The sequence below is a fragment of the Moraxella sp. CTOTU48841 genome (assembly GCF_032061225.1).
Classification (GTDB): domain Bacteria; phylum Pseudomonadota; class Gammaproteobacteria; order Pseudomonadales; family Moraxellaceae; genus Faucicola; species Faucicola cinerea.
Genome location: NZ_DAMBFQ010000003.1, coordinates 85,847 through 106,098, shown reverse-complemented (window position 1 = coordinate 106,098; position 20,252 = coordinate 85,847). Strand labels below are relative to the sequence as shown.

Annotated in this window: 19 protein-coding genes; 8 read left to right on the top strand and 11 right to left on the bottom strand. The window is 44.9% G+C overall.

All coding sequences use genetic code 11. From position 1 onward, the window contains the following. The first annotated feature begins 10 nt into the window (after positions 1 to 10). Complete coding sequence (locus tag RT034_RS04940) at positions 11 to 298, top strand: oxidative damage protection protein (RefSeq protein ID WP_007115982.1); 288 nt, start codon at positions 11 to 13, stop codon at positions 296 to 298. Positions 299 to 339: 41 nt separating this feature from the next. Then, a complete protein-coding gene (locus tag RT034_RS04935) occupies positions 340 to 1,638 on the top strand; it encodes an MFS transporter (protein ID WP_313014371.1) in 1,299 nt (432 codons plus the stop codon). Positions 1,639 to 1,779: 141 nt separating this feature from the next. On the opposite strand, the gene rplS is transcribed toward RT034_RS04935, so the two are convergent. The 5 genes from rplS to nhaD form a co-directional block, all read right to left on the bottom strand. Then, positions 1,780 to 2,160, bottom strand: coding sequence for a 50S ribosomal protein L19 (gene rplS / locus RT034_RS04930; protein ID WP_007115984.1), 381 nt, complete (start codon positions 2,158 to 2,160; stop codon positions 1,780 to 1,782). A 124-nt stretch (positions 2,161 to 2,284) separates the two neighbouring features. Beyond that, on the bottom strand, positions 2,285 to 3,055 hold the full coding sequence (trmD, locus tag RT034_RS04925) for a tRNA (guanosine(37)-N1)-methyltransferase TrmD (RefSeq protein ID WP_313014365.1): 771 nt from the start codon (positions 3,053 to 3,055) through the stop codon (positions 2,285 to 2,287). A gap of 126 nt (positions 3,056 to 3,181) precedes the next feature. Beyond that, positions 3,182 to 3,739 (bottom strand): ribosome maturation factor RimM, encoded by a 558-nt coding sequence (rimM, locus tag RT034_RS04920; RefSeq protein ID WP_313014362.1) that lies wholly within the window; start codon positions 3,737 to 3,739, stop codon positions 3,182 to 3,184. Positions 3,740 to 3,773: 34 nt separating this feature from the next. Further along, on the bottom strand, positions 3,774 to 4,031 hold the full coding sequence (gene rpsP, locus RT034_RS04915; protein ID WP_007115987.1) for a 30S ribosomal protein S16: 258 nt from the start codon (positions 4,029 to 4,031) through the stop codon (positions 3,774 to 3,776). A 322-nt stretch (positions 4,032 to 4,353) separates the two neighbouring features. Then, positions 4,354 to 5,817, bottom strand: coding sequence for a sodium:proton antiporter NhaD (gene nhaD / locus RT034_RS04910; protein WP_312534184.1), 1,464 nt, complete (start codon positions 5,815 to 5,817; stop codon positions 4,354 to 4,356). 146 nt (positions 5,818 to 5,963) lie between these two features. On the opposite strand from nhaD, the gene hisA reads away from it, so the two are divergent. Continuing rightward, positions 5,964 to 6,713: a 1-(5-phosphoribosyl)-5-[(5-phosphoribosylamino)methylideneamino]imidazole-4-carboxamide isomerase gene (hisA, locus tag RT034_RS04905; RefSeq protein WP_313014354.1), complete on the top strand. Its 750-nt coding sequence runs from the start codon at positions 5,964 to 5,966 to the stop codon at positions 6,711 to 6,713. 28 nt (positions 6,714 to 6,741) lie between these two features. Here the strand turns inward: hisA and RT034_RS04900 are convergent, their stop codons facing one another. From RT034_RS04900 to RT034_RS04880, 5 genes are all read right to left on the bottom strand, one after another. After that, positions 6,742 to 7,359 (bottom strand): alpha-ketoglutarate-dependent dioxygenase AlkB family protein, encoded by a 618-nt coding sequence (locus RT034_RS04900; protein WP_313014349.1) that lies wholly within the window; start codon positions 7,357 to 7,359, stop codon positions 6,742 to 6,744. A 1-nt stretch (position 7,360) separates the two neighbouring features. Beyond that, positions 7,361 to 8,233, bottom strand: coding sequence for an alpha/beta fold hydrolase (locus tag RT034_RS04895; RefSeq protein ID WP_313014347.1), 873 nt, complete (start codon positions 8,231 to 8,233; stop codon positions 7,361 to 7,363). A 137-nt stretch (positions 8,234 to 8,370) separates the two neighbouring features. Continuing rightward, on the bottom strand, positions 8,371 to 10,236 hold the full coding sequence (locus RT034_RS04890) for an ABC transporter ATP-binding protein (protein ID WP_076774733.1): 1,866 nt from the start codon (positions 10,234 to 10,236) through the stop codon (positions 8,371 to 8,373). 383 nt (positions 10,237 to 10,619) lie between these two features. Next, a complete protein-coding gene (locus tag RT034_RS04885) occupies positions 10,620 to 11,426 on the bottom strand; it encodes a DODA-type extradiol aromatic ring-opening family dioxygenase (RefSeq protein WP_313014342.1) in 807 nt (268 codons plus the stop codon). 58 nt (positions 11,427 to 11,484) lie between these two features. Beyond that, positions 11,485 to 11,889, bottom strand: a complete 405-nt coding sequence (locus tag RT034_RS04880; protein WP_313014339.1) for a DoxX family protein — start codon at positions 11,887 to 11,889, stop codon at positions 11,485 to 11,487. A 180-nt stretch (positions 11,890 to 12,069) separates the two neighbouring features. On the opposite strand from RT034_RS04880, the gene RT034_RS04875 reads away from it, so the two are divergent. The 5 genes from RT034_RS04875 to RT034_RS04855 all read left to right on the top strand — a co-directional run bounded on the left by RT034_RS04875 (position 12,070) and on the right by RT034_RS04855 (position 18,229). Beyond that, positions 12,070 to 12,918, top strand: a complete 849-nt coding sequence (locus RT034_RS04875) for a LysR family transcriptional regulator (RefSeq protein WP_313014336.1) — start codon at positions 12,070 to 12,072, stop codon at positions 12,916 to 12,918. Between the two features lie 508 nt (positions 12,919 to 13,426). After that, positions 13,427 to 15,577 (top strand): circularly permuted type 2 ATP-grasp protein, encoded by a 2,151-nt coding sequence (locus RT034_RS04870; protein WP_313014333.1) that lies wholly within the window; start codon positions 13,427 to 13,429, stop codon positions 15,575 to 15,577. A gap of 60 nt (positions 15,578 to 15,637) precedes the next feature. After that, entirely contained in the window at positions 15,638 to 16,489 is an 852-nt protein-coding gene (locus RT034_RS04865; protein WP_159768062.1) for a transglutaminase family protein, read from the top strand. Between the two features lie 59 nt (positions 16,490 to 16,548). Further along, positions 16,549 to 17,286 (top strand): proteasome-type protease, encoded by a 738-nt coding sequence (locus tag RT034_RS04860; RefSeq protein WP_313014327.1) that lies wholly within the window; start codon positions 16,549 to 16,551, stop codon positions 17,284 to 17,286. Positions 17,287 to 17,572: 286 nt separating this feature from the next. After that, a complete protein-coding gene (locus tag RT034_RS04855; protein WP_062333426.1) occupies positions 17,573 to 18,229 on the top strand; it encodes a trimeric intracellular cation channel family protein in 657 nt (218 codons plus the stop codon). Positions 18,230 to 18,560: 331 nt separating this feature from the next. On the opposite strand, the gene RT034_RS04850 is transcribed toward RT034_RS04855, so the two are convergent. Then, positions 18,561 to 19,937: an MATE family efflux transporter gene (locus RT034_RS04850; RefSeq protein WP_313014321.1), complete on the bottom strand. Its 1,377-nt coding sequence runs from the start codon at positions 19,935 to 19,937 to the stop codon at positions 18,561 to 18,563. Between the last annotated feature and the right edge of the window lie 315 nt (positions 19,938 to 20,252).

Sequence of the window (20,252 nt, the reverse complement as noted above, 5' to 3'; positions counted from 1 at the left end):
AGGATAACAAATGGAAACTTATAACCCCGCTGACCACATGGTCATGTGCCGTAAATACAAACAAAAGCTACCCAAAATGCCAAAACCGCCGTTCCCTAACAAGCTGGGTGAAGAACTGCAAAACACCGTGTCTGCCAAAGCGTGGAACGAATGGCTAGAGCACCAAACCATGCTCATCAATGAAAATCACTTAAGTATGATTGACCCAGAAGCCAAAAAATTTATTACCGAGCAGCGCAATAAATTTTTGGATAATGAAGACTATGAACGCCCCAAAGGCTGGACAGCGCAAAAATAACCTTTAGCATGTATTCAACAAGTCTATGACAAGGATTTTCAATGTCTCAATCGATTGAAACTATTGACCAAAAAACACGGTTAAAATCTATTTTAGGCGGTTCAGCAGGTAATATGGTCGAATGGTACGACTGGTATGCGTATGCAGCTTTTACCTTATATTTTGCCCCTGTATTTTTTCCAAAAGGCAACCAAACGGCTCAATTACTGAGTGCCGCAGCGATTTTTGCGGTGGGTTTTGTCATGCGACCGATCGGTGCATGGATAATGGGCGTTTATGCGGACAAGAAAGGTCGTAAAGCAGGTCTTACGCTATCGGTAACATTAATGTGCTTAGGCTCATTGATGATTGCGGTTACCCCAAGTTATGACAGTATTGGAATTTTTGCCCCAATTATGTTGGTGACTGCTCGTTTAATTCAAGGTATCAGTGTAGGCGGTGAATATGGGGCAAGTGCCACTTACCTCAGCGAGATGGCGGGTAAAGACAAGCGCGGATTTTTCTCTAGTTTTCAATATGTTACGCTGATTTCTGGGCAGTTAATTGCGCTAGTGCTTCTGATTATTCTACAGCAAGTTTTAACCCCTGCTGAGCTCAAAGCTTGGGGCTGGCGGATTCCGTTTGTCATTGGGGCTTTGTTGGCGTTTTTTGTATTTTATATTCGCCGTGGCTTGCTTGAGACAGAATCCTTTAATAAAGTTGATACCAGTAGTTCGCAAAAAAAATCCGGCGCATTGGCTTTATTTAAAGAACACCCAAAAGCGGCATTTACGGTTATTGGATTGACCGCAGGCGGTACGTTGGCATTTTATGCTTATACCACTTATTTGCAAAAATTCTTGGTCAACACGTCAGGCTTTAGTAAAGAGTCAGCGACCCAAATCACTGCTATTGCGTTATTTATTTTTATGCTCTTGCAACCTGTCGCTGGGGCATTATCCGATAGAATCGGGCGTAAACCGCTGATGATGGGATTTGGTGTGATGGGTGTGTTATTTACTTACTTTATTTTTAGCACCTTGGCAGGCACGACAGACCCGTGGATGGCGTTTGCGTTATGTTTGTTTGGTTTGATAATTGTCACAGGCTATACGTCAATTAATGCGGTCGTTAAAGCTGAAATGTTCCCTGCGCATATTCGTGCGTTGGGCGTGGCGTTACCCTATGCCATTGCTAATACTTTGTTTGGCGGTACAGCCGAGTATGTGGCATTGTCCTTCAAGCAAGCAGGCCATGAAGAATGGTTTTTCTTGTATGTGACGATTATGATTGGGATTTCATTGATTGTTTATACTCGTATGAAAGATACCAAAGAGCATAGCTTAATTAATCATGACTAGCCCATTAATAAAAGAATAAAGCTAGCCAACAAAAAACCCCAAATAGATTTATTTGGGGTTTTTGCTTTTTTGGTGTTGATTAAACCATGACAATCAAAGTCTAACCCATTTAGGCAGATAATAAATAACGCAGTTAAAGCCTTAAGCTTGCGCTTCTTCTTTACGCACTGACAGTTTTTCACGGATACGTGCTGATTTACCAGAACGGTCACGTAGGTAGTAAAGTTTGGCACGGCGTACATCACCACGACGTTTTACTTCAATTTTTGCAATTTGTGGTGAATGAGTTTGGAACGCACGTTCAACACCTACACCACTAGAGATTTTACGTACGGTAAACGCAGAGTTTAAGCCGCGGTTACGTTTAGCGATAACAACACCTTCAAATGCTTGTAGACGCTCACGGTCGCCTTCACGCACTTTTACTTGTACGACAACAGTGTCACCAGGACCAAAACTTGGTACGTCTTGCTTAAGCTGGCTATTTTCGATTTGTTGAACCAAAGGATGTTTGTTACTCATGAGATTTTCTCCTCTCACTGGGGACAGAGGCTAAGCTGACTAAAGTTAGTTGGTGTCAGCAAATGCGCATACTCCCCGCTAATTTTATGTGCCTTGATAGCAATCGACACGATTAGGGCATCCGTCAAGTGGATGAATCTGGGTTGCTGTCTTTAGCAGATTGCGCTGCTTCTGTCAGCCATTTTTGTTGCTGTTTGGTTGGCACAAAGGCTTGCCACAAATCAGGACGTCTTAACTGGGTGCGTGTTGCCTGCTGAATAAATCGCCACTTGGCGATGTTGGCATGATGCCCTGACAACAGCACGTCAGGCACTTTCATCCCTTGAAATTCAGTCGGTTTGGTATATTGTGGACAATCGAGCAAGCCATCCACGAAGGAGTCTTGCTGCGCCGATAAATCATCGCCCATTACATTGGGCAATCGGCGTATCACACTATCCATCAATACCATCGCGGGCAATTCACCGCCTGTCAGCACGTAATCACCAATTGAGCACTCGATATCGACAGACTGACTTAGTAGTCTTTCATCGATGCCTTCATAACGACCGCATAACAAAATCAAGCCGTCATATTGGCAAAAATCAAGCACCCTGCTTTCGCTCAGTGTCTTGCCTTGTGGCGATAAATACACCACAGGACAGGTTTTACCACGCGCATTGGCTTGCGTTTTGGCGTAGTCGATGGCTTTTTGTAACGGCTCTGCCATCATCACCATGCCAGGACCCCCACCAAACGGACGCTCATCGATACGCCGATAATTGTCCGTGGTAAAGTCTCTTGGGTTAATCAGCAAGATTTCCGCTTGCTTGCGAGCCAGCGCTCGCCCAGTGATGCCAAAATCAGTAATACTAGCAAACATTTCGGGCAAAATGGTTATTACCGCAAAAAACATACGCTACACTCACTTTAGCTTGGCATTAACAACGCCTTGTTGATTGACAACTCACATCGAATAAACGTTAGGCACCCATCAAGGATGAATACGCAAATGTTAATCATCAATGCTACTTATCAATGTTTAATAATCACTGCCCCAATCGACCATCAGGGTTTGCTTGGCTAAATTTACCTCGCCAATGGTCTGTTTGTGCCAAGGAATCAATCGTTCTTCGCCATCTACACTATCGGCAGTCGGCTCGACTACCATGATGGCATGTGCCCCTGTTTCAAACAGCTCTTTTACACGTCCTAAAATGACATTTTCTGACTGGCTAATCACCGTCAAACCAATCAAATCTGACCAATAATATTCGTCTTCTGCAAGCTCAGACAGATTGTTTTTTTCTGCCCACAGGCTCACGCCAAACATGGTTTCTGCGATATTGCGGTCGGGTACTTCGTTAAGTTGTACCACGTAGCCTTTACCTTGTTGTCGCCAGTTTTTTACCGTTAAGGTCTTTTGACCCATGGCAGTATTGATGACCCAAGGCTGCATATGAAATATCGCTTCACGGTCTTCAGTAAAGCTAAATACCCATAGCCAGCCATGAATGCCATAAGGCTTTTTTAGCTCGCCGATTTTAAACAGCGATGTGTTAGCCTCATTGGTATGCAAGTCTGTCGGTTGTTTTGCCATATTAAAGTCCGCTCTACTTAATTTTTATAAAAAATTAAGCAGTTGCTTGTGCTTTGCTAGCTGCTTTAAATAAAGCGGCAACACGGTCAGAAGGTTGTGCGCCTTTGTTGATCCATGCTTGGTAAGCGTCAGCGTTGATGCGTAGTGGCACTTCTTGACCTTGCGCTAGTGGGTTAAAGAACCCGATGTTTTCGATGTAACGACCGTCACGGGCATTGCGTGAGTCGGTTACCACGATTTGATAAAATGGGCGTTTTTTCGCACCACCGCGTTGTAAACGGATAACTACCATAATGTTCTCTCTGTGAATGCAATCAATTGAATCTAGTTCAGTGGTTAGAGCCTAAAAGACCCAAACAGTTGAAAAAACGGTATAAATACAGTTTTAGCAAAGTTTAGGTACACCAAAAAGGGCAATAGTTTAGCATATTTTTATCAAAATCAATAGCTTTTTGGGGTAAATTTTGACTTTTTATATTTAGCACAAGTCTAATTACATTGAAGCGATAGCATCGCTCACCAGTCCATAAAACCAGTCCATAAAAAAAGGCGCTTATCTGCGCCTTGTTTAATGATTGAATAGCCTATTATGTCAATAGCAGCCAATTATCGTATTATCGAATCATGGTTTCAATCAGCACATACACCCCTGCCCCGACCAGATAGCCAATCAGTGCAAGCCAAGTGATTTTTTTCATGTACCACATAAAGGGGATTTTCTCCATACCCATCGCTGCCACGCCTGCCGCCGAGCCGATAATCAAACAGCTACCGCCTGTCCCGGCACAATAAGCCAAAAACTCCCAAAACATGCCATCTTGACGAAACAGCTCAAGGCGCGCCGCTTCCGCTGCCGCCGCTTGCGCGATACTGGCATCGGTGGTCAGCGGATACATATTCATTGCCCCTGCCACCAAAGGCACGTTGTCCACGATTGAGGATAACAAGCCAATCATGACATTGATGACATACACATTGCCAAAAGTAGCATCCAGCCATTTTGCTACATCACCGAGTATGCCCGCAGTCGCAAGTGCTGCCACCGCCAATAAAATACCGAGGAAAAATAAAATACTGGGAATATCAATCCGGCTTAATACGCCTTCAACCCCGATACGCTCACGGATATAATGATCTTGGTGACGGTGCATGATTTCAGTGACCATCCACAGTACTGCCAAGCCAAACAACACGCCCACATAAGGGGGCAAATGGGTAAGGGTTTTAAAAATTGGCACAAATGCCAATGCACCCAAGCCTAGCAGTAACACTGTCATGCGCGTTTTTTGACTGATACTGTCTTGGGCATTTGATTTGATGGTAGCACGTAGGCTTTCGATACGCTGCTCTATAGGCATGCTAGCCAATTCACTGTCAGATTCTTGTCCGCTTGGCAGTACAGGCGCGGTCACGGTTTGACCCTTTAGCTGCATCATCACCAAACCCATGGGGATTAACGTACATACGATACTTGGGATAAACACATTTGCCATAATGCCCGTTGCGGTAATCTGCCCACCAATCCATAGCATGGTGGTGGTGACATCACCCACAGGTGACCAAGCGCCGCCTGCATTGGCCGCAATCACAATAAGACCTGCAAAATACCATCGCATTTTTTGGTCATCGATGATTTTTGATACCAGTGATACCATCACAATGGTGGTGGTTAAGTTATCGAGTAACGATGAGAGAAAAAAGGTGATAATCGTAATAATGGCGAGTAGTTTACTGGCATTTTTGGTATGGATTTTATCGGTAATCACTCGAAAGCCATCATGCGCATCAATCAGCTCAACAATCGCCATCGCGCCCATCAAGAAGAACAAAATCTCGGCGATTTCTGCCAAATGCTCACGTAACTGCTCGCCGACAAAATGCAAAGAATCTTGATGATTGGCAAGACTGGCGGTCACCGAATGGTTGGCAACAAGCGTATCGATACCAAAGGTCAGCAGTACCCATAACGCAATCGCAGTCAGTAGCGCGCTGGCAGCTTTGTTGACATGGATGTTATGCTCAAAGGCAATCGCCATATACCCTAATATAAAAATCCCTGCTATCACCACGTATAACATTACCCCTCCCCCTGTGATGCTAATACCCACATGCAAAATATCTTAACCTTAGTTGGCATTATACGGTAAAATTATCGCCAAATTCTAGCGACACGCATTTTGACCAACCTTGCTCAATTTGCGCCAACTGACAACAGGACAGCCCCATGACGACGTTATCAATTACGCCAACTTTAATTATCCCTGCCATTGACCTCAAAGACGGCAAATGTGTCCGCCTAAAACAAGGGCGTATGGAAGACGATACCGTATTTAGTGACGACCCTGTTGCAATGGCAAGCCGCTGGGTAAAAGAAGGCGCTCGACGCCTGCATTTGGTGGATTTAAACGGTGCTTTCGATGGCGTGCCGGTGCATAAAGACGTCGTCACCGCGATTGCCAAAGCCTACCCAAATTTACCCATTCAACTCGGTGGCGGTATCCGTAGCCTTGACACCATCCGTCATTATCTAGAAGCGGGTTTGAGCTATATTATTATCGGTACCAAAGCAGTCGAACAACCTGAATTTGTTGAACAGGCGTGTCAAGAATTCGCCGGTCATATCATTGTGGGTATTGATGCTAAAGACGGCATGGTAGCGACACATGGCTGGGCAAATGTCACCGATGTCAAAGCGGTGGATTTGGCAAAACGCTTTGCCGATGCAGGCGTATCTTCTATCGTCTATACCGATATTGCGCGTGATGGCATGATGCAAGGCGTCAATGTCGAGCAAACGGTCAACTTGGCAAAAGAAGGCGGTATTCCGGTGATTGCCTCAGGTGGGGTGACGGACTTACAAGACATCGAAAATCTAAAACCCTACAGTGATTATCTTGAAGGTATCATTACAGGCCGTGCTATTTATGAAGGTACTCTAGATATTGCTGCGGCGCAGGCGCTTCTCGATAGCTAGCAGGCGCTTCTCGATAGCTAAATGATATTTAATTCGCTATATGACGGAAGGTCAGATTAATTCTACCTTCCGTTACTTTTTTGGTCTTAGGCAGGCTGTGCAGCCAATGACGTTGGGTTTGCCCGCGCATGACAATTAGCTGTCCATTTTGCAAGGGAATCTCGACTTTTTCCTTGGTGATGCGGTGCTTGAATACAAATTTACGGGTTGCCCCTAATGAGACAGACGCGATAATGGGCTCATTGCCCAGTTCGCTTTCATTATCAGCATGGTAGCCCATACCATCATCGCCTGTGGGGTAATAATTAAACAAACAGGCGTTAAAATTTGCGCTCATATGTTGCTCGACCATTAGCAATTCTATGTGCTGTTTTAATGCCAAAACATCCGCGGTCCAAGGCGTTGCCGTCTTACGTTGTCCAGAATAGTGATAGTCGTTTTCACTCATCCATACGATTTGGCGGTGGGTGATATGGGTTTTGCCAAAAATTGTGACAACGTCATGCTGCCAAGGTAACTGCGTTAAAAAATGCTGATAAAGCGCATTGGGCTCATCAGCGGGGTTGTCAAAAACCTGCCCAAAATCATTGACAATGCCATCGTATGGCAACAAATTCTCGTTGGGATTGGCGGCAAATAATGTCATGTTAGCTTGTCAACTTAAACTTTTGAAAAATGAGCTTGGCGCATAATTCTGGGGCTTCAAGTGGCAGTAAATGTCCATAGTCATTGAGCACCGTCATTTGCTCCTTGGGCACGAATGTATCCCACATTTGGCGCACTTGTTGACTGATAAACATTGACGGCTTACCGATGATTAACTGCACAGGCACTTTGTTGTCGGCAATAAGCTGTTGTAATGGCTTCATAATCAGCGGTGTACCAAAATAATTGGCGAGTTCTTGCTTGGGTGAAAAACGTAGCGTGAGTTCAGCCTGCTCACCTGCCTCTAAACTATTTGTGGCATAGGTTAAAAGGTGTTCATCGGTGATACGTTTGTACGCTTTATGACGGCGAAGAAATTGATAATACGCATCCACACTGTGCCAGTCAGCTTGTTTGACTTGGGTACTTTTAAAGGGTTCTCGGGTCATTTTCACCATACGTGGCACCAGGCTATAAAGCTTACCTTGCTGATTGGTAAAGGTGACAGGCTCAAGCAAATAAAGCGCGCTAAACAAATCTGGGCGTTTGGCGGCTGCGATAGTGGTGGCAGTTGCCCCTTGTGAATGCCCAATACCGATGATTGGTTTGTCCTGTGTTTTTTGCAAAAATTCGATTAAGACATCCGCATCTTCTTCACGAGTCATTTTGTCCGCGGTCGGTTTATCGTACCATTCCCCCCGCATGGTTAGCGCGGTGATATTAAGATGTTGCGCTAAGTCGCTCAAGAGTGGCTCGTACACGCCTAGGGCAAAGCCGTTGCCGCCGTAAAAATGGGCAGTCTGGCTGGCGGTGGGGTTTTTGATGTTATAGTATTTGGCATTTTTGCCGTTTAGATTGATGCGTTGTTCTTCCATGCCAATTGTCCTAATTAATCACTTAGTCACTTGATTATAAGACCCAGTGAAAAGTTATAACTACCCCTTTTGTGACTTGCCATTCACCCTTGCCGTTGGGCGGTATCAAATCTAGCGTAAGTTAGCCGTACCTTTATTTAATCATCTTCCCCCAAGAACCCGCCACTTTGTCTTGCCCATAATTTGGCATATACACCATTTTGAGCTAAAAGCTGGGCATGGCTACCTTGCTCGACAATTTGCCCTCTATCCATCACCACCAATCTATCCATCGACGCAATTGTCGATAATCGGTGAGCAATCGCAATCACGGTCTTGCCTGCCATCATATCGTTAAGACTGTCAGTGATGGCGTACTCCACTTCGCTATCGAGTGCTGAGGTTGCTTCATCGAGCAGCAAAATCGGGGCATTTTTGAGCATCACACGGGCGATGGCGATGCGCTGGCGTTGTCCACCCGAGAGTTTGACCCCTCGTTCACCGACTTGGGTATCCAAGCCGACATTGCCTTTGGCATCGCTTAAATGTTGGATAAACTCCCACGCATGCGCTTGTTTGGCGGCGCTGATAATTTGCTCATCGGTGGCATCTGGGCGACCATAGGCAATATTTTCTCGCACGGTGCGGTGCAGTAGTGAGGTGTCTTGGGTGACCATGCCGATTTGTTGGCGTAAGCTTTCCTGGGTGACATCGCTGATGTTTTGATTATCAATCAAAATCGCGCCGCCATCGACATCATAAAAACGCAGTAGCAAATTCACCAAGGTTGATTTACCTGCCCCAGAGCGTCCCACTAGACCGATTTTTTCACCTGCCTTAATTTCAAGGTTAAAATCATCGAGTAGTTTTTGCTTGGCATCGGTGTCATTGGTTTTATTGCCACTGCGACCATAATTAAAATCGACATGGCTAAAGTTGATTTCGCCTTGGGTGATGAGTAAATCCCTAGCATTCGGCTTATCTACCACGGTATGCGGTTTTGACAAGGTTTTCATGCCGTCCTGCACGGTACCGATATTCTCAAACAATGCCGCCGTTTGCCACATTATCCAGTGGGTCAAGCCGTTAAGACGCATCGCCATCGCAGTCGCTGCCGCAATCGCTCCCACGCTCAAGCCGTTGTAATACCACAGGTACAAACCGAGGGCTACCGTAGTACCGACCAACACCACATTAATCAAATGATTGACCAGTTCAAGGCGGGACACCCAGCGCATTTGGTCATGCACCGTATCCAAAAACTGGCTCATCGCATCTTTGGCATAAGTTAGCTCACGGCGAGAGTGGCTAAATAATTTTACCGTCGTGATATTGGCATACGCATCCGTAATCCGCCCGGTCATCAAGGCACGCGCATCGGCTTGGCGACTGGCAGAGTTTTTAAGCTTGGGGATAAAATACGCCACAGTGGCAAAGAACATCACCATCCATAACAGAAATGGGATGAGTAACCAACCATCAAGGTGAAATAAAATAATGCCACTACTGACAAAATACACCAATACATACACCAGCATATCGGCAATGGTCATAATGGTATCGCGCACCGCAAGCGCGGTTTGCATCACCTTGGCAGATACCCGCCCGGAAAACTCGTCTTGATAAAACTGCATGGATTGACCGAGCATTTGACGGTGAAAACGCCAGCGCATCTGCATCGGAAACACGCCTTGCAAGGTCTGAAAATGAATCAGCGAACTTAACCCAACCAAAATCGGGCTGACCACCAACACGGCCGCCATCATTAGCAAACTATCGCCTTTTTCTGCCCACAGATTAGCGGGCGTATAAGCACCCAGCCAGTTGACGATATCGCCAATCCACTTATAAAGTAGCGACTCATACACGCCTATCAAGCCTGTCAAGAACATGAAGGCAAAAATCCAACCCCGCAAACCCTTGGTACACGCCCACAGAAACTTCAAAAAATTATCCGTTGGTAGGTTGTAATTGTCTTCTGGATAGACTTCCAGACGATTTTCAAAAAAACGAAATAAACCCATAATTGATTATCAGTAGTTTAAAATTATCTGTGTTATTTTAGCAGATATTGAGGATTGATAGCAGGGTTGCTGACGGCGAGCTACAATCCTTTACATACAAGTAAACAATTTTCAACTTAATCCCTAAGGCGTAGTTATCAAAACTTTTTTATCGCCATAAAAAAGCCATTATCCTAGAATAATGGCTTTTTTTGAGGTTTGTTTAGCCGCTACAATATTGGGTAAAAGTGCTAAAATTATAAGCCATACAAATGACATTCTTATGAAGCCTTATAAAGCTTGTTTGATACATTTTTGCGCTAGATTCATTTTGCGCCAGATTTATTTTGCGATAGATTGATAATAAGGCAAATTCACTGCGGTTAATTCGCCTTTTTTATCCACTAATCAAACCGATAAATATCCATACCCAGATTGTAGTGAGCAAAGCTTTCATGCACTACCGACATCACATCCCCTGCGCCCCGCGCAAAAAATACAGGCAGTAAATGCTCGGGCGTTGGGTGATTGTGGCGCGCCAAGCTATGCGTCTGCCAATCAAACATCGTTTCGTCATTGGCTTTTAGCTGATCTATTATCCAGTATTTAAAGGTTTTGGCTTGCGGCTCAATCTGTTGGCTGTTAAAACGCACATTGTATAAGTTATGGGTAATACTGCCCGATGCCACAATCAACACGCCTTGTTGCCGTAGCGGCGCAAACAACTGCCCAAGCTGATACAACTGACTGGGGCTAAACCCGTGTGGCAATGACACCTGCACGATTGGCACATCGGCATTTGGGTACATGTGTAGCAGCGGTGTCCAGACACCATGATCAAATGGTTGATTGTCGACCACTTTAACCGCCACTTGCATTTGCGCTAGCTGCTTAGCGATACTTTGCGCAGCCGCGGTATGGCCGGCTGCGGGGTACTGGATTTGAAATAACGCTTTAGGAAAGCCCCCAAAATCATGTAAAGTGCTAGGGGCTGGATTGGCGTTGATCAGCCACTCGCCACTTTCCCAGTGCGCCGACATGATAAGGATAAGCTTTGGCTTTGGTAAAGCTGCACCGAGCTGATGCAGTGCCTGAGTAAATGGCGTATCTTCAATCGCAATCGTCGGTGCCCCATGCGAGATAAATAAACTCGGCAGCGTTGGGGTATCAATGCTTGCGCCGAATACATCAGTTAATGTTAAACCCTTCATGGCGACCTCCTATTGTTATCACCTAAAACTTTTATCACCTAAAATTTTATTAACTAGGCTAGGCACTGACAGTTTGTCCACGATTATCAATCGAGAAAGCACCCGCGCCTGCGACAGATAAATATAAGAAAGCAAAACTATACAGCACAGCGGCTTCCCCTTGGTTCAGCAGTGGCAACCAAAAATTATCGATGCCCGCGTGCATCATAAAGTATGCCACTGCCATTTGACCTGACAGAATAAAAGCGACAGGACGCGTGAACCAGCCCAAAATCAGTAACACGCCACCGACCAATTCTAACACGCCTGCTAAGCCCATCAGCGAAAACAATTGCAAGCCATCAAACATGGCCACATGCGGCACCCCAAATAATTTTGCCATGCCATGTAGCATAAAAGTGTAGCCCAGTACGATACGAAGCACGCCAAGTACATAAGGTTTGTATCGAGAAACATTGTTCATTGTTGTTTCCTATTAGTCTAAAATTACGGTCATGAATATATGTGATGACGCCATTATATTGATATCTTATTAAGAGAAAAACACATAAAATATTGATATATTATTTCTTATCAGTTGATAATTGAGATGACGCATTCAAGCATTAATTCACTTGAAGCATTAACTCACTTAAGGATACGCATGGATACGCTCAAAAGCTTGCAAGTGTTTCGCACCATCGTAGAAAAAGGCAGTTTTACCAAAGCCGCTGATGCACTCGATATGTCGCTTGCCATGACCAGCAAACACTTACAACACCTTGAAGCCTATGTGCAAGCCAAGCTATTACATCGCAACAACCGTAATTTGAGCCTCACTGAAGTCGGTCAACAATACTACGCAGAAGCGGTACACGCCCTAGATATTTTGCAGCAGGCAAAAACCAAAGCGCATGATGGCAGTTTATTGCCGGAAGGAAAACTGCGAATCATTGCACCGGTATGGTTTGCCACGCCCTATTTTGTCAATCTGCTTGCCAAATTCCAGCAAGATTACCCCAAAATTGCGCTAACAGTTGATTTGGAAAATCGCTTCACCGATTTGATTGCTGCAGGCTATGACCTAGCCCTGCGGGTGGTCAACACGCCACAAGATAATTTGATTGTCAAACCGCTCGGTAAAATAGATTTTTATTATGTCGCAAGTCCGCGTTTTCTTGCGCAGCACGAACCGCCTACGTCTGCAGACACGCTCAGTGACGTGCCAGGGATTTTACCCAACTATACGCACATGGCAACCACACTCAAACCTTATAATAGTAGTAATAACACCGTGATGATGGCACAAATGGCGCTGACAGGCATGGGCGCTGCGATATTGCCCGAATGGCTGATTGAGGATGAGATTGCGCAAGGACGACTGGTCAAATTGTTTGAGCAGCCATTTAGCAGCGTATCAATCTATGCGGTCTACATGAATCGGGCATTTTTAAATTTAAAAATACGCTTATTCATTGATTTTTTGGGGGAGAACTTAATAAAAAACGATTAGCGTGTTAACTGTTTCTATATTTTAAGTCACTAGCCTTAGCGTCGATTGGGCAACGAAGCCGGCATTCGACTATTTCAGGTTGTTTGAATTGTACAAGTTGGGTATTGACTATTGCTATTAGTATGCTCATTATCTGATTATGTATTGCAATAATTTTTAATAAAAAAATTTTTCATATAACAACAATTTAGTAGAAAAATATCCGTTTAATTTTTCACCAAAATATTTCTCTTGCATTAATTTGGTTCATTTCATGATTTTTATGCGCCTATGGCATAGATTTTTTGTTTTACACTGCACCAACTTCAATAATTCGATTAATTTTGGTGCAAAATTGAGCGATTTTTAATCTATTTTTCAACTATTTAACTGCCTTTCGCTTTGTTTTTTTTGGCATGAAACTTGATGAATTATTTAATAAGTTATTTATAGAATAATCTGTCAAGAAAAGGACTGCCATCGTGAGGCAAAAACTATTTCATCTTTTGTCATGAATAAGGAGCCAATAATGCCAATTGCCAAAGCATTTGATGAACTGCAACTCGCCGATGGGCAATATAGACACTCGGCACAACAGGTAGGTGCTTGGCTTCAAGAGATGAATTCAGACACGTTAATTAGTTTGAATAACCAAGCATCGGATATTTTTTATCGCCGCGGCGTGACCTTCACTGTGTATAGCGATGCCAGCAACATTGAGCGCATGATACCCTTTGATATCATCCCGCGCATCATTGACATCCAAGAATGGCAAGTGATGGAAAAAGGCTGCCAACAACGTATTCGCGCGCTCAATCAATTTATCCATGATATTTATCACGAACAGACGATTGTCAAAGAAGGCATTGTGCCAAGCGAGTTTGTGTTTAAAAACAGTGGCTACGAGCCGTGGATGCTGGGTATCAACTTGGATAAACCCGTCTATGCCCATATCAGCGGCATTGATTTGATTCGCGACCAGCACGGACAATATTGTGTGCTCGAGGACAACTTGCGCACCCCTTCTGGCGTCTCTTATATGCTCGAGAGCCGCAATGTGTCGCAAACCCTACTGAGTAAACTCTACCAATCTCAATCGGTGTTGCCGGTGGCGGACTATCCAAAACGGTTAAAGGCGTGTCTATCAAGCACCACCAACAAATACGACCCACAAATCGTGGTGCTCACCCCAGGACGTTTTAACAGTGCCTATTATGAACATGCGTTTTTGGCGCGTGAAATGAATGTGCCCTTGGTGCATGGCTATGATTTGATTGTAGAAAACAACCATGTCTACATCCAAGGGGTACGCGGCAAGGTACAAGTGGATGTGATTTATCGCCGTATTGACGACCCATTTTTGGACCCGTTGGCGTTTTTACCCGATTCAATCTTGGGGGTGTCAGGGCTAATGAGTGCGTATCGTGCAGGCAATGTGGTGATAACCAACGCCCCAGGCACAGGGATTGCTGACGATAAAAGCCTGTATCCATTTGTACCCAAGATGATTGAATATTATTTGGGTGAAAAACCGATTTTACCCAATGTGCAAACTTATCAATGCAGTGATGCCGATGAATTGGCATATGTGCTCGACCATATGCCAGAGTTGGTGATTAAAGAAACACAGGGCTCGGGGGGATATGGGATGCTGATAGGACCGACGTCAAGCAAAGAGCAAATTGCCGCTTACCGCAAACGTTTACTAGACAATCCAGCAGGGTTTATCGCCCAGCCGACCATTAGCTTGTCCACCAACCCAACCGCGGTTGCCAGTGGCATCGCACCGCGCCATATTGATTTGCGTCCTTTTGTATTGTCACATGGCGATGGCACAGTGGATATTGTGCCAGGCGGATTGACGCGAGTGGCAATGACCGAAGGCTCATTGGTGGTCAACTCATCCCAAGGCGGTGGGGTAAAAGACACTTGGGTGGTCGATACCGTCAATGGCAAACTCAGCGGCAAACAAGGTCCCGCTCATTTGGGCACCATTCAAACCAACCACGAACGAAAATCGCAATCGTTGACTTTATTGGCGTATGAAAATATCAACCATAATCGCTTAATTTTACTGTTATCAACAGCGAGCTATTTAGTATGGCTAGGTCGATACAGTGAGCGCTTACGCTACTATGAACAAATCATTACACGGCTGTCAAATGACCAGTGCAGCCAAACAGACGTCGATGCAATCGTGCACAATCTTGGCTTGCCGATTTCAGCCGATGCCGATGCCCTATATGACTATCTTGCCAACAAAAAGGTGCCTGAAACCATTGGCTTTATCGAGCAAAATGTCCAAGACGTCAAAGGCGTTATTGGCAAAGATACGGCTGAACTCTATAACCTCATCAAACGGTTAGCTAATACAGGCGCCTACCGCGCTGCCAGCCTACAGCTCTATGCCTGCAATGCATCGATGCAACAAGAAAACCCGATTGTGGTCACGTTTTGGCAACTTGGACAGTGTTTTGAATCGCTCGACTGTCATATATTGATGAAAAAAGATTGCCGTGAGTGCGTGCAAAAACTTAAAGAAGTTGTTAATACCTTGCCAGAGAACACACGCTGGCGTGAGCTGGATAGATTGGTCAATCAACTGTTAAAGTCTAATCAACCCAAAGATTTTCAGTCACTATCGGGCGCGTTTTCAAATATTTTACAGCAAGGTGTATAAGCCAAATCTATTAGATGACTACCATCATTTTGACAAAAATAAGCAGTTAGTGAGAGCACAATGAGACTTATAATCAGCCACCAAACCAATTATTTTTATGAGCAACTTGCCTTACGCAGTGTGCAATACATCCGCATGACGCCGATGACACTACCCCACCAAACCATCCATAACTGGCAAGTGATGCTGCCTAAAGTCGCACAAATGCAAACGGACGGCTTTGGCAACCAATGGCTCACCCTAAGCCGTCACGAACCGCACAACAACTTGCAAATTCAAGCCTTTGGGGAAGTAGAAATTAACGCTGATACCTTATTTATCCCTGACAATCAGCAAGTGCCGTATCAGATTTTTGCCGTACCCACCAAGCTGACCCAATGCTCCGAAGCCATGCGTGAATTTGCCCATGACGCGCTTGAGCAGTTTTTGCAAAGTGAGGACATTGATGCGCAGTTAGCCATCCTCAAGTCATTGGCAAAAGACTTGCTCGATAAAATGCCCTATACCAAAAGCGTGACCCATGTCGGCACCACAGCAGAGCAAGCGTTTGCGATGGCGGCTGGGGTGTGCCAAGACCATACCCATGTATTTTTGGCACTGCTACGGGATAAAGGCATTGCAGCGCGCTATGTATCAGGTTATATTTATGAGGCAACCCAAGCGCATATGGCAAGCCATGCCTGGGCAGAGGTCTGGCTTGCAGGTAATTGGTACACCTTTGATATCTCTAACCAACATTTTACCCCTAATTCTCATGTCTACATCGCCTTTGGGCGTGACTATGCCGATGCGGCGCCAGTGCGCGGGGTGCGAACAGGGGGCGGTGACGAGCGACTGTATAGTCAAGTCATGGTATCTACAAGCCCCCAGTACATACCGCAGCTTAACGCGCAGTTTGCAGCGCAGCAATAATTTGCCACTATTGATTCACCAATATTTGCTAAACCAGTATTTGCTAAAAAGGAACAACTATGACCTATTGTGTGGGTATCAGACTTAAAGACGGGATGATTTTCGCCAGTGATACTCGCACCAACGCGGGCGTCGACCAAATATCGATGTTTCGCAAAATGTATCAATACGGCATTGAAGGCGAGCGGTTTTTGGTGCTACAAACCGCCGGCAACTTGGCAACGTCACAAGCGGTATTTACCAAACTAGATAACGCCATCAAACTTGCGCAAGAGCGTAATTTGCATACCGTCCCTACCCTGTATGATGCTGCGCAATTGGTGGGTGAGTGCTTGCGAGAAACCACTATCCATGCCCAAACCATCGCACAAGAAACGGATACCAAGTTTAGAAGCAGTTTTATTTTGGGGGGACAAATCAAGGGGCAATCCCCCGAAATTTATTTTATCTACCCTGAAGGCAATTGCATCAGAGCAACAACCGATACGCCTTTTTTCCAGTTAGGTGAAAGTAAATATGGCAAGCCTATTTTAGACCGTTCCATGAATTATAATTCATCACTCAAATCAGCGATGCGAGCCATTTTGATTTCTTTTGATTCAACCATCCGCTCCAACTTATCCGTCGGTATGCCGATTGATGTGTTGGTCTATCACAATGACAGCCTACAGATGCCACAAGGGTATCGCATTGATGAAAACGATGAATACTTTGCCAGCATCCGCCAACACTGGTCAGATGGGCTGAGAAAAATTCTGGCTGAACTTGAAGACTCACCGGTGAGCTATTGGCAATAGCAACTGTCATACAGTTAAAAATCAACCCACCTCAAACCATCTAGCAGGTTCTTCACTGTATCATCCCCTGTCCATTTATATCGTGCTTTTGGTTGTAGCGTTTTTGGCATATACCGCTCTTGACATATAATCCGTTCCCGTCTATATCGACCAGTCCTAGGCAATTGCTTTGCTATAGTTCAATTGTCTTACCAAAGATAATGCAAATACCTTGGGTTTTTGCTAGGCGGTAATTTTTGTGGGTATGCTATCATGTGATTTTTTATAATTGTTTGGTTTTTATGCTATGCAGCTAACTGATTTGGCACCTTGGGGTGAATCACTCAGAATCGCCGTAGAAGTCATCGGCACGATTGCTTTTGCCTTGTCAGGTATCTTGGCAGGCGTGCGCAAACGTATGGATATGTTTGGGGTAGCGGTGCTGGGATTTTTATCGGCGTATGGGGGTGGCACGCTGCGTGATATTTTGCTAGAGCGGCGACCGTTTTTTTGGGTGTCCCAAGAGCTGATGTTATGGCTAGTGTTTGCGCTTTGTATTGTGGTGATGCTAGTCAATAGCCGCCGTCCGTTTCGTATCACCCCTGCGGCGATTCAATTGGCAGATGCGTTAGGTTTGGGCTTGTTTGTCGCCTCTGGGGTACAAGCATCACTGGCAAGCGGTATGCCGATGGCGGTATCAGTCATTATGGGGATTATTACTGGGGTATTTGGCGGGGTGATGCGTGATATTGCCTGCGGTGAGATGCCCACCGCGTTTTTTGATCATCGTCCGTATGCCATGTGTGCCTTGGTTGGCGGCTGGGTGTATGCGATTTTGGCGGTTTACAGCTCGCTTGCCGCTTGGGTGATTATGTTCATCAGTACCGTCACTACCACAGGGCTGCGTATTGCCGCGCTGGCGTTTAATTATCATTTACCCGGTTGGAAAAAAAGCGCCTCTTAGGCAATAGATTAGGTAGCTATCAGATTTGTCAGTCATCGGATGTGGCTTGACTGCGGCAATCCGTTAATGAATTCAAGGCTTTATCAAGCGGCTAAATCAAGCGAATAATACCGATGCTCGCATTTGATGACGTCAAGCTGGTAAGTCAGATACGCATGATTGCCTGTTGGTATGATTGTTTGTTGGGATGTCAAGCGCTGCAGCCGCAAGATAATGATACAGCAAAATCTCGCTATATCATTATCTAAGCTTAGCGTATGCGGCGGTTTTGGACAATAGTCGCTGTCGGTATCTAGATGGCTTACTTTTGCCAGATTGAAATAAATACTGCTTACACCAATCGCTCGACCGCTTTTTTCTTCCAAACAAATTGGTAATACAAGCCTTGTAAAACGCTCATCACTATAAAATTCGCCACATACGCCCACCAAATGCCTTGCAGTCCAAAATGACGACTGAGTAAAATCGCACTGGGAATCTCTACCAATAAGATAGTGCCGATACTGATAAACATGGGCTGCCACACCATGCCCGTCGCACGCATCATGCCACTAAAAATCATGCCACTGCTAAAGAAAAGCAAACTCCATAACACAATGTGCAATAACTGCTGCGCCAGTACAATCACGCCTTCCACCGTGATAAACATCGCCATCAAATAACGGGAAAAAAGATACGCCAAAACAATCAACCCACCCGTAATAATGAGATTGGTCACCATGGCAGTGCGAGTGACGCAGTTTAACGCACTCGCTTTACCTGCGCCAATCGCTTGCGAGGCATAAATTGATGCCGCTATCGCAATCGAAATGGCAGGAAATTGCACATAGCTCAACACTTGGTTGACTGCGCCATAAGCTGCGGTGGCATTGGTACCAAAGCCATTGACTAGTCCAATAATTACCAAGCCAGATATCGCACCCGTGACCATCTGAAACGCGGTAGGTAACCCCAACCGAATCACTTTACGCGCGATATCAGGTTGAATGCGTATATATTTGAGTAATTGAGTATCAATTTGTAAGGGGTGATTTTTGGCACGGGTATAAAAAAACAAAAACAGCAATACCAACAACTGTGACAATAAAGTCGCAATCGCAGGGGCTTGGATATCTAGCTTGGGTAACCCAAACCAACCTTGAATGAGCGCAGGCGTAACCACAATACCAATCACAATGGAAATACCCACGGCAAACAAGGGCGTCACCGAATCACCAACCCCGCGCAATAACGAAGTATAAGCGATAAATAAAAACAGTAGCGGACTTCCTGCCAACATCAATTTGGCATAACGGTTTGCCAAGACTTGAATCTCAGTAGGGACGCCCATCTGCACAATAATCAATTGACTGAGCAAGCTGCCCGCAATCGCAATCATTACCCCTAATATCAAAATAATTGCAAAACTATTGCCCGTAATTCGTTTGACCAAATCCAACTCTTTGGCACCCCAAGCCTGCCCTACCAAAATTGATGAGCCTGAAGCGATACCGATAATAAATGCCATCAAAAAAAACAGCACTGGGGCAAACACCGACACGGCGGCAATCGCCTGTACCCCTAGCATCTGCCCAACAAAAATGGTATTAATCGTCCCTGACAGCGATTGCAAGATGTTGGTCAGCAGTAAAGGCAACAAGAAAAACAAAAACGGTCGCCATAGCGTGCCAACCGAACTAAAATCTGGAAGTTGTTGTGATTTTTTCATACCGTCAAATTTACTTAATAATCTTAATAATAATGATAACGATGGCTAATTTAATTATTTTTTTACTACCTACCCGCTAGGTAAGTTTTATACAATGTTAGATGTCAACCCAAAGCGTATCGAAAGGCCAAAAATCTACCGACGCTGGCAAAATTTCGTTCATAGTAAACGATTGCTCAACAACATATCGCAATAAAATGTTAACTATCTTTCGTTATCACCCGTCATTTTACCGCTTACTTTAACAAAGATAACAAACGACACATATTGTCAAACTTTTATGGCCGATAACTCTGTTAAACTTTACCCTGTGCT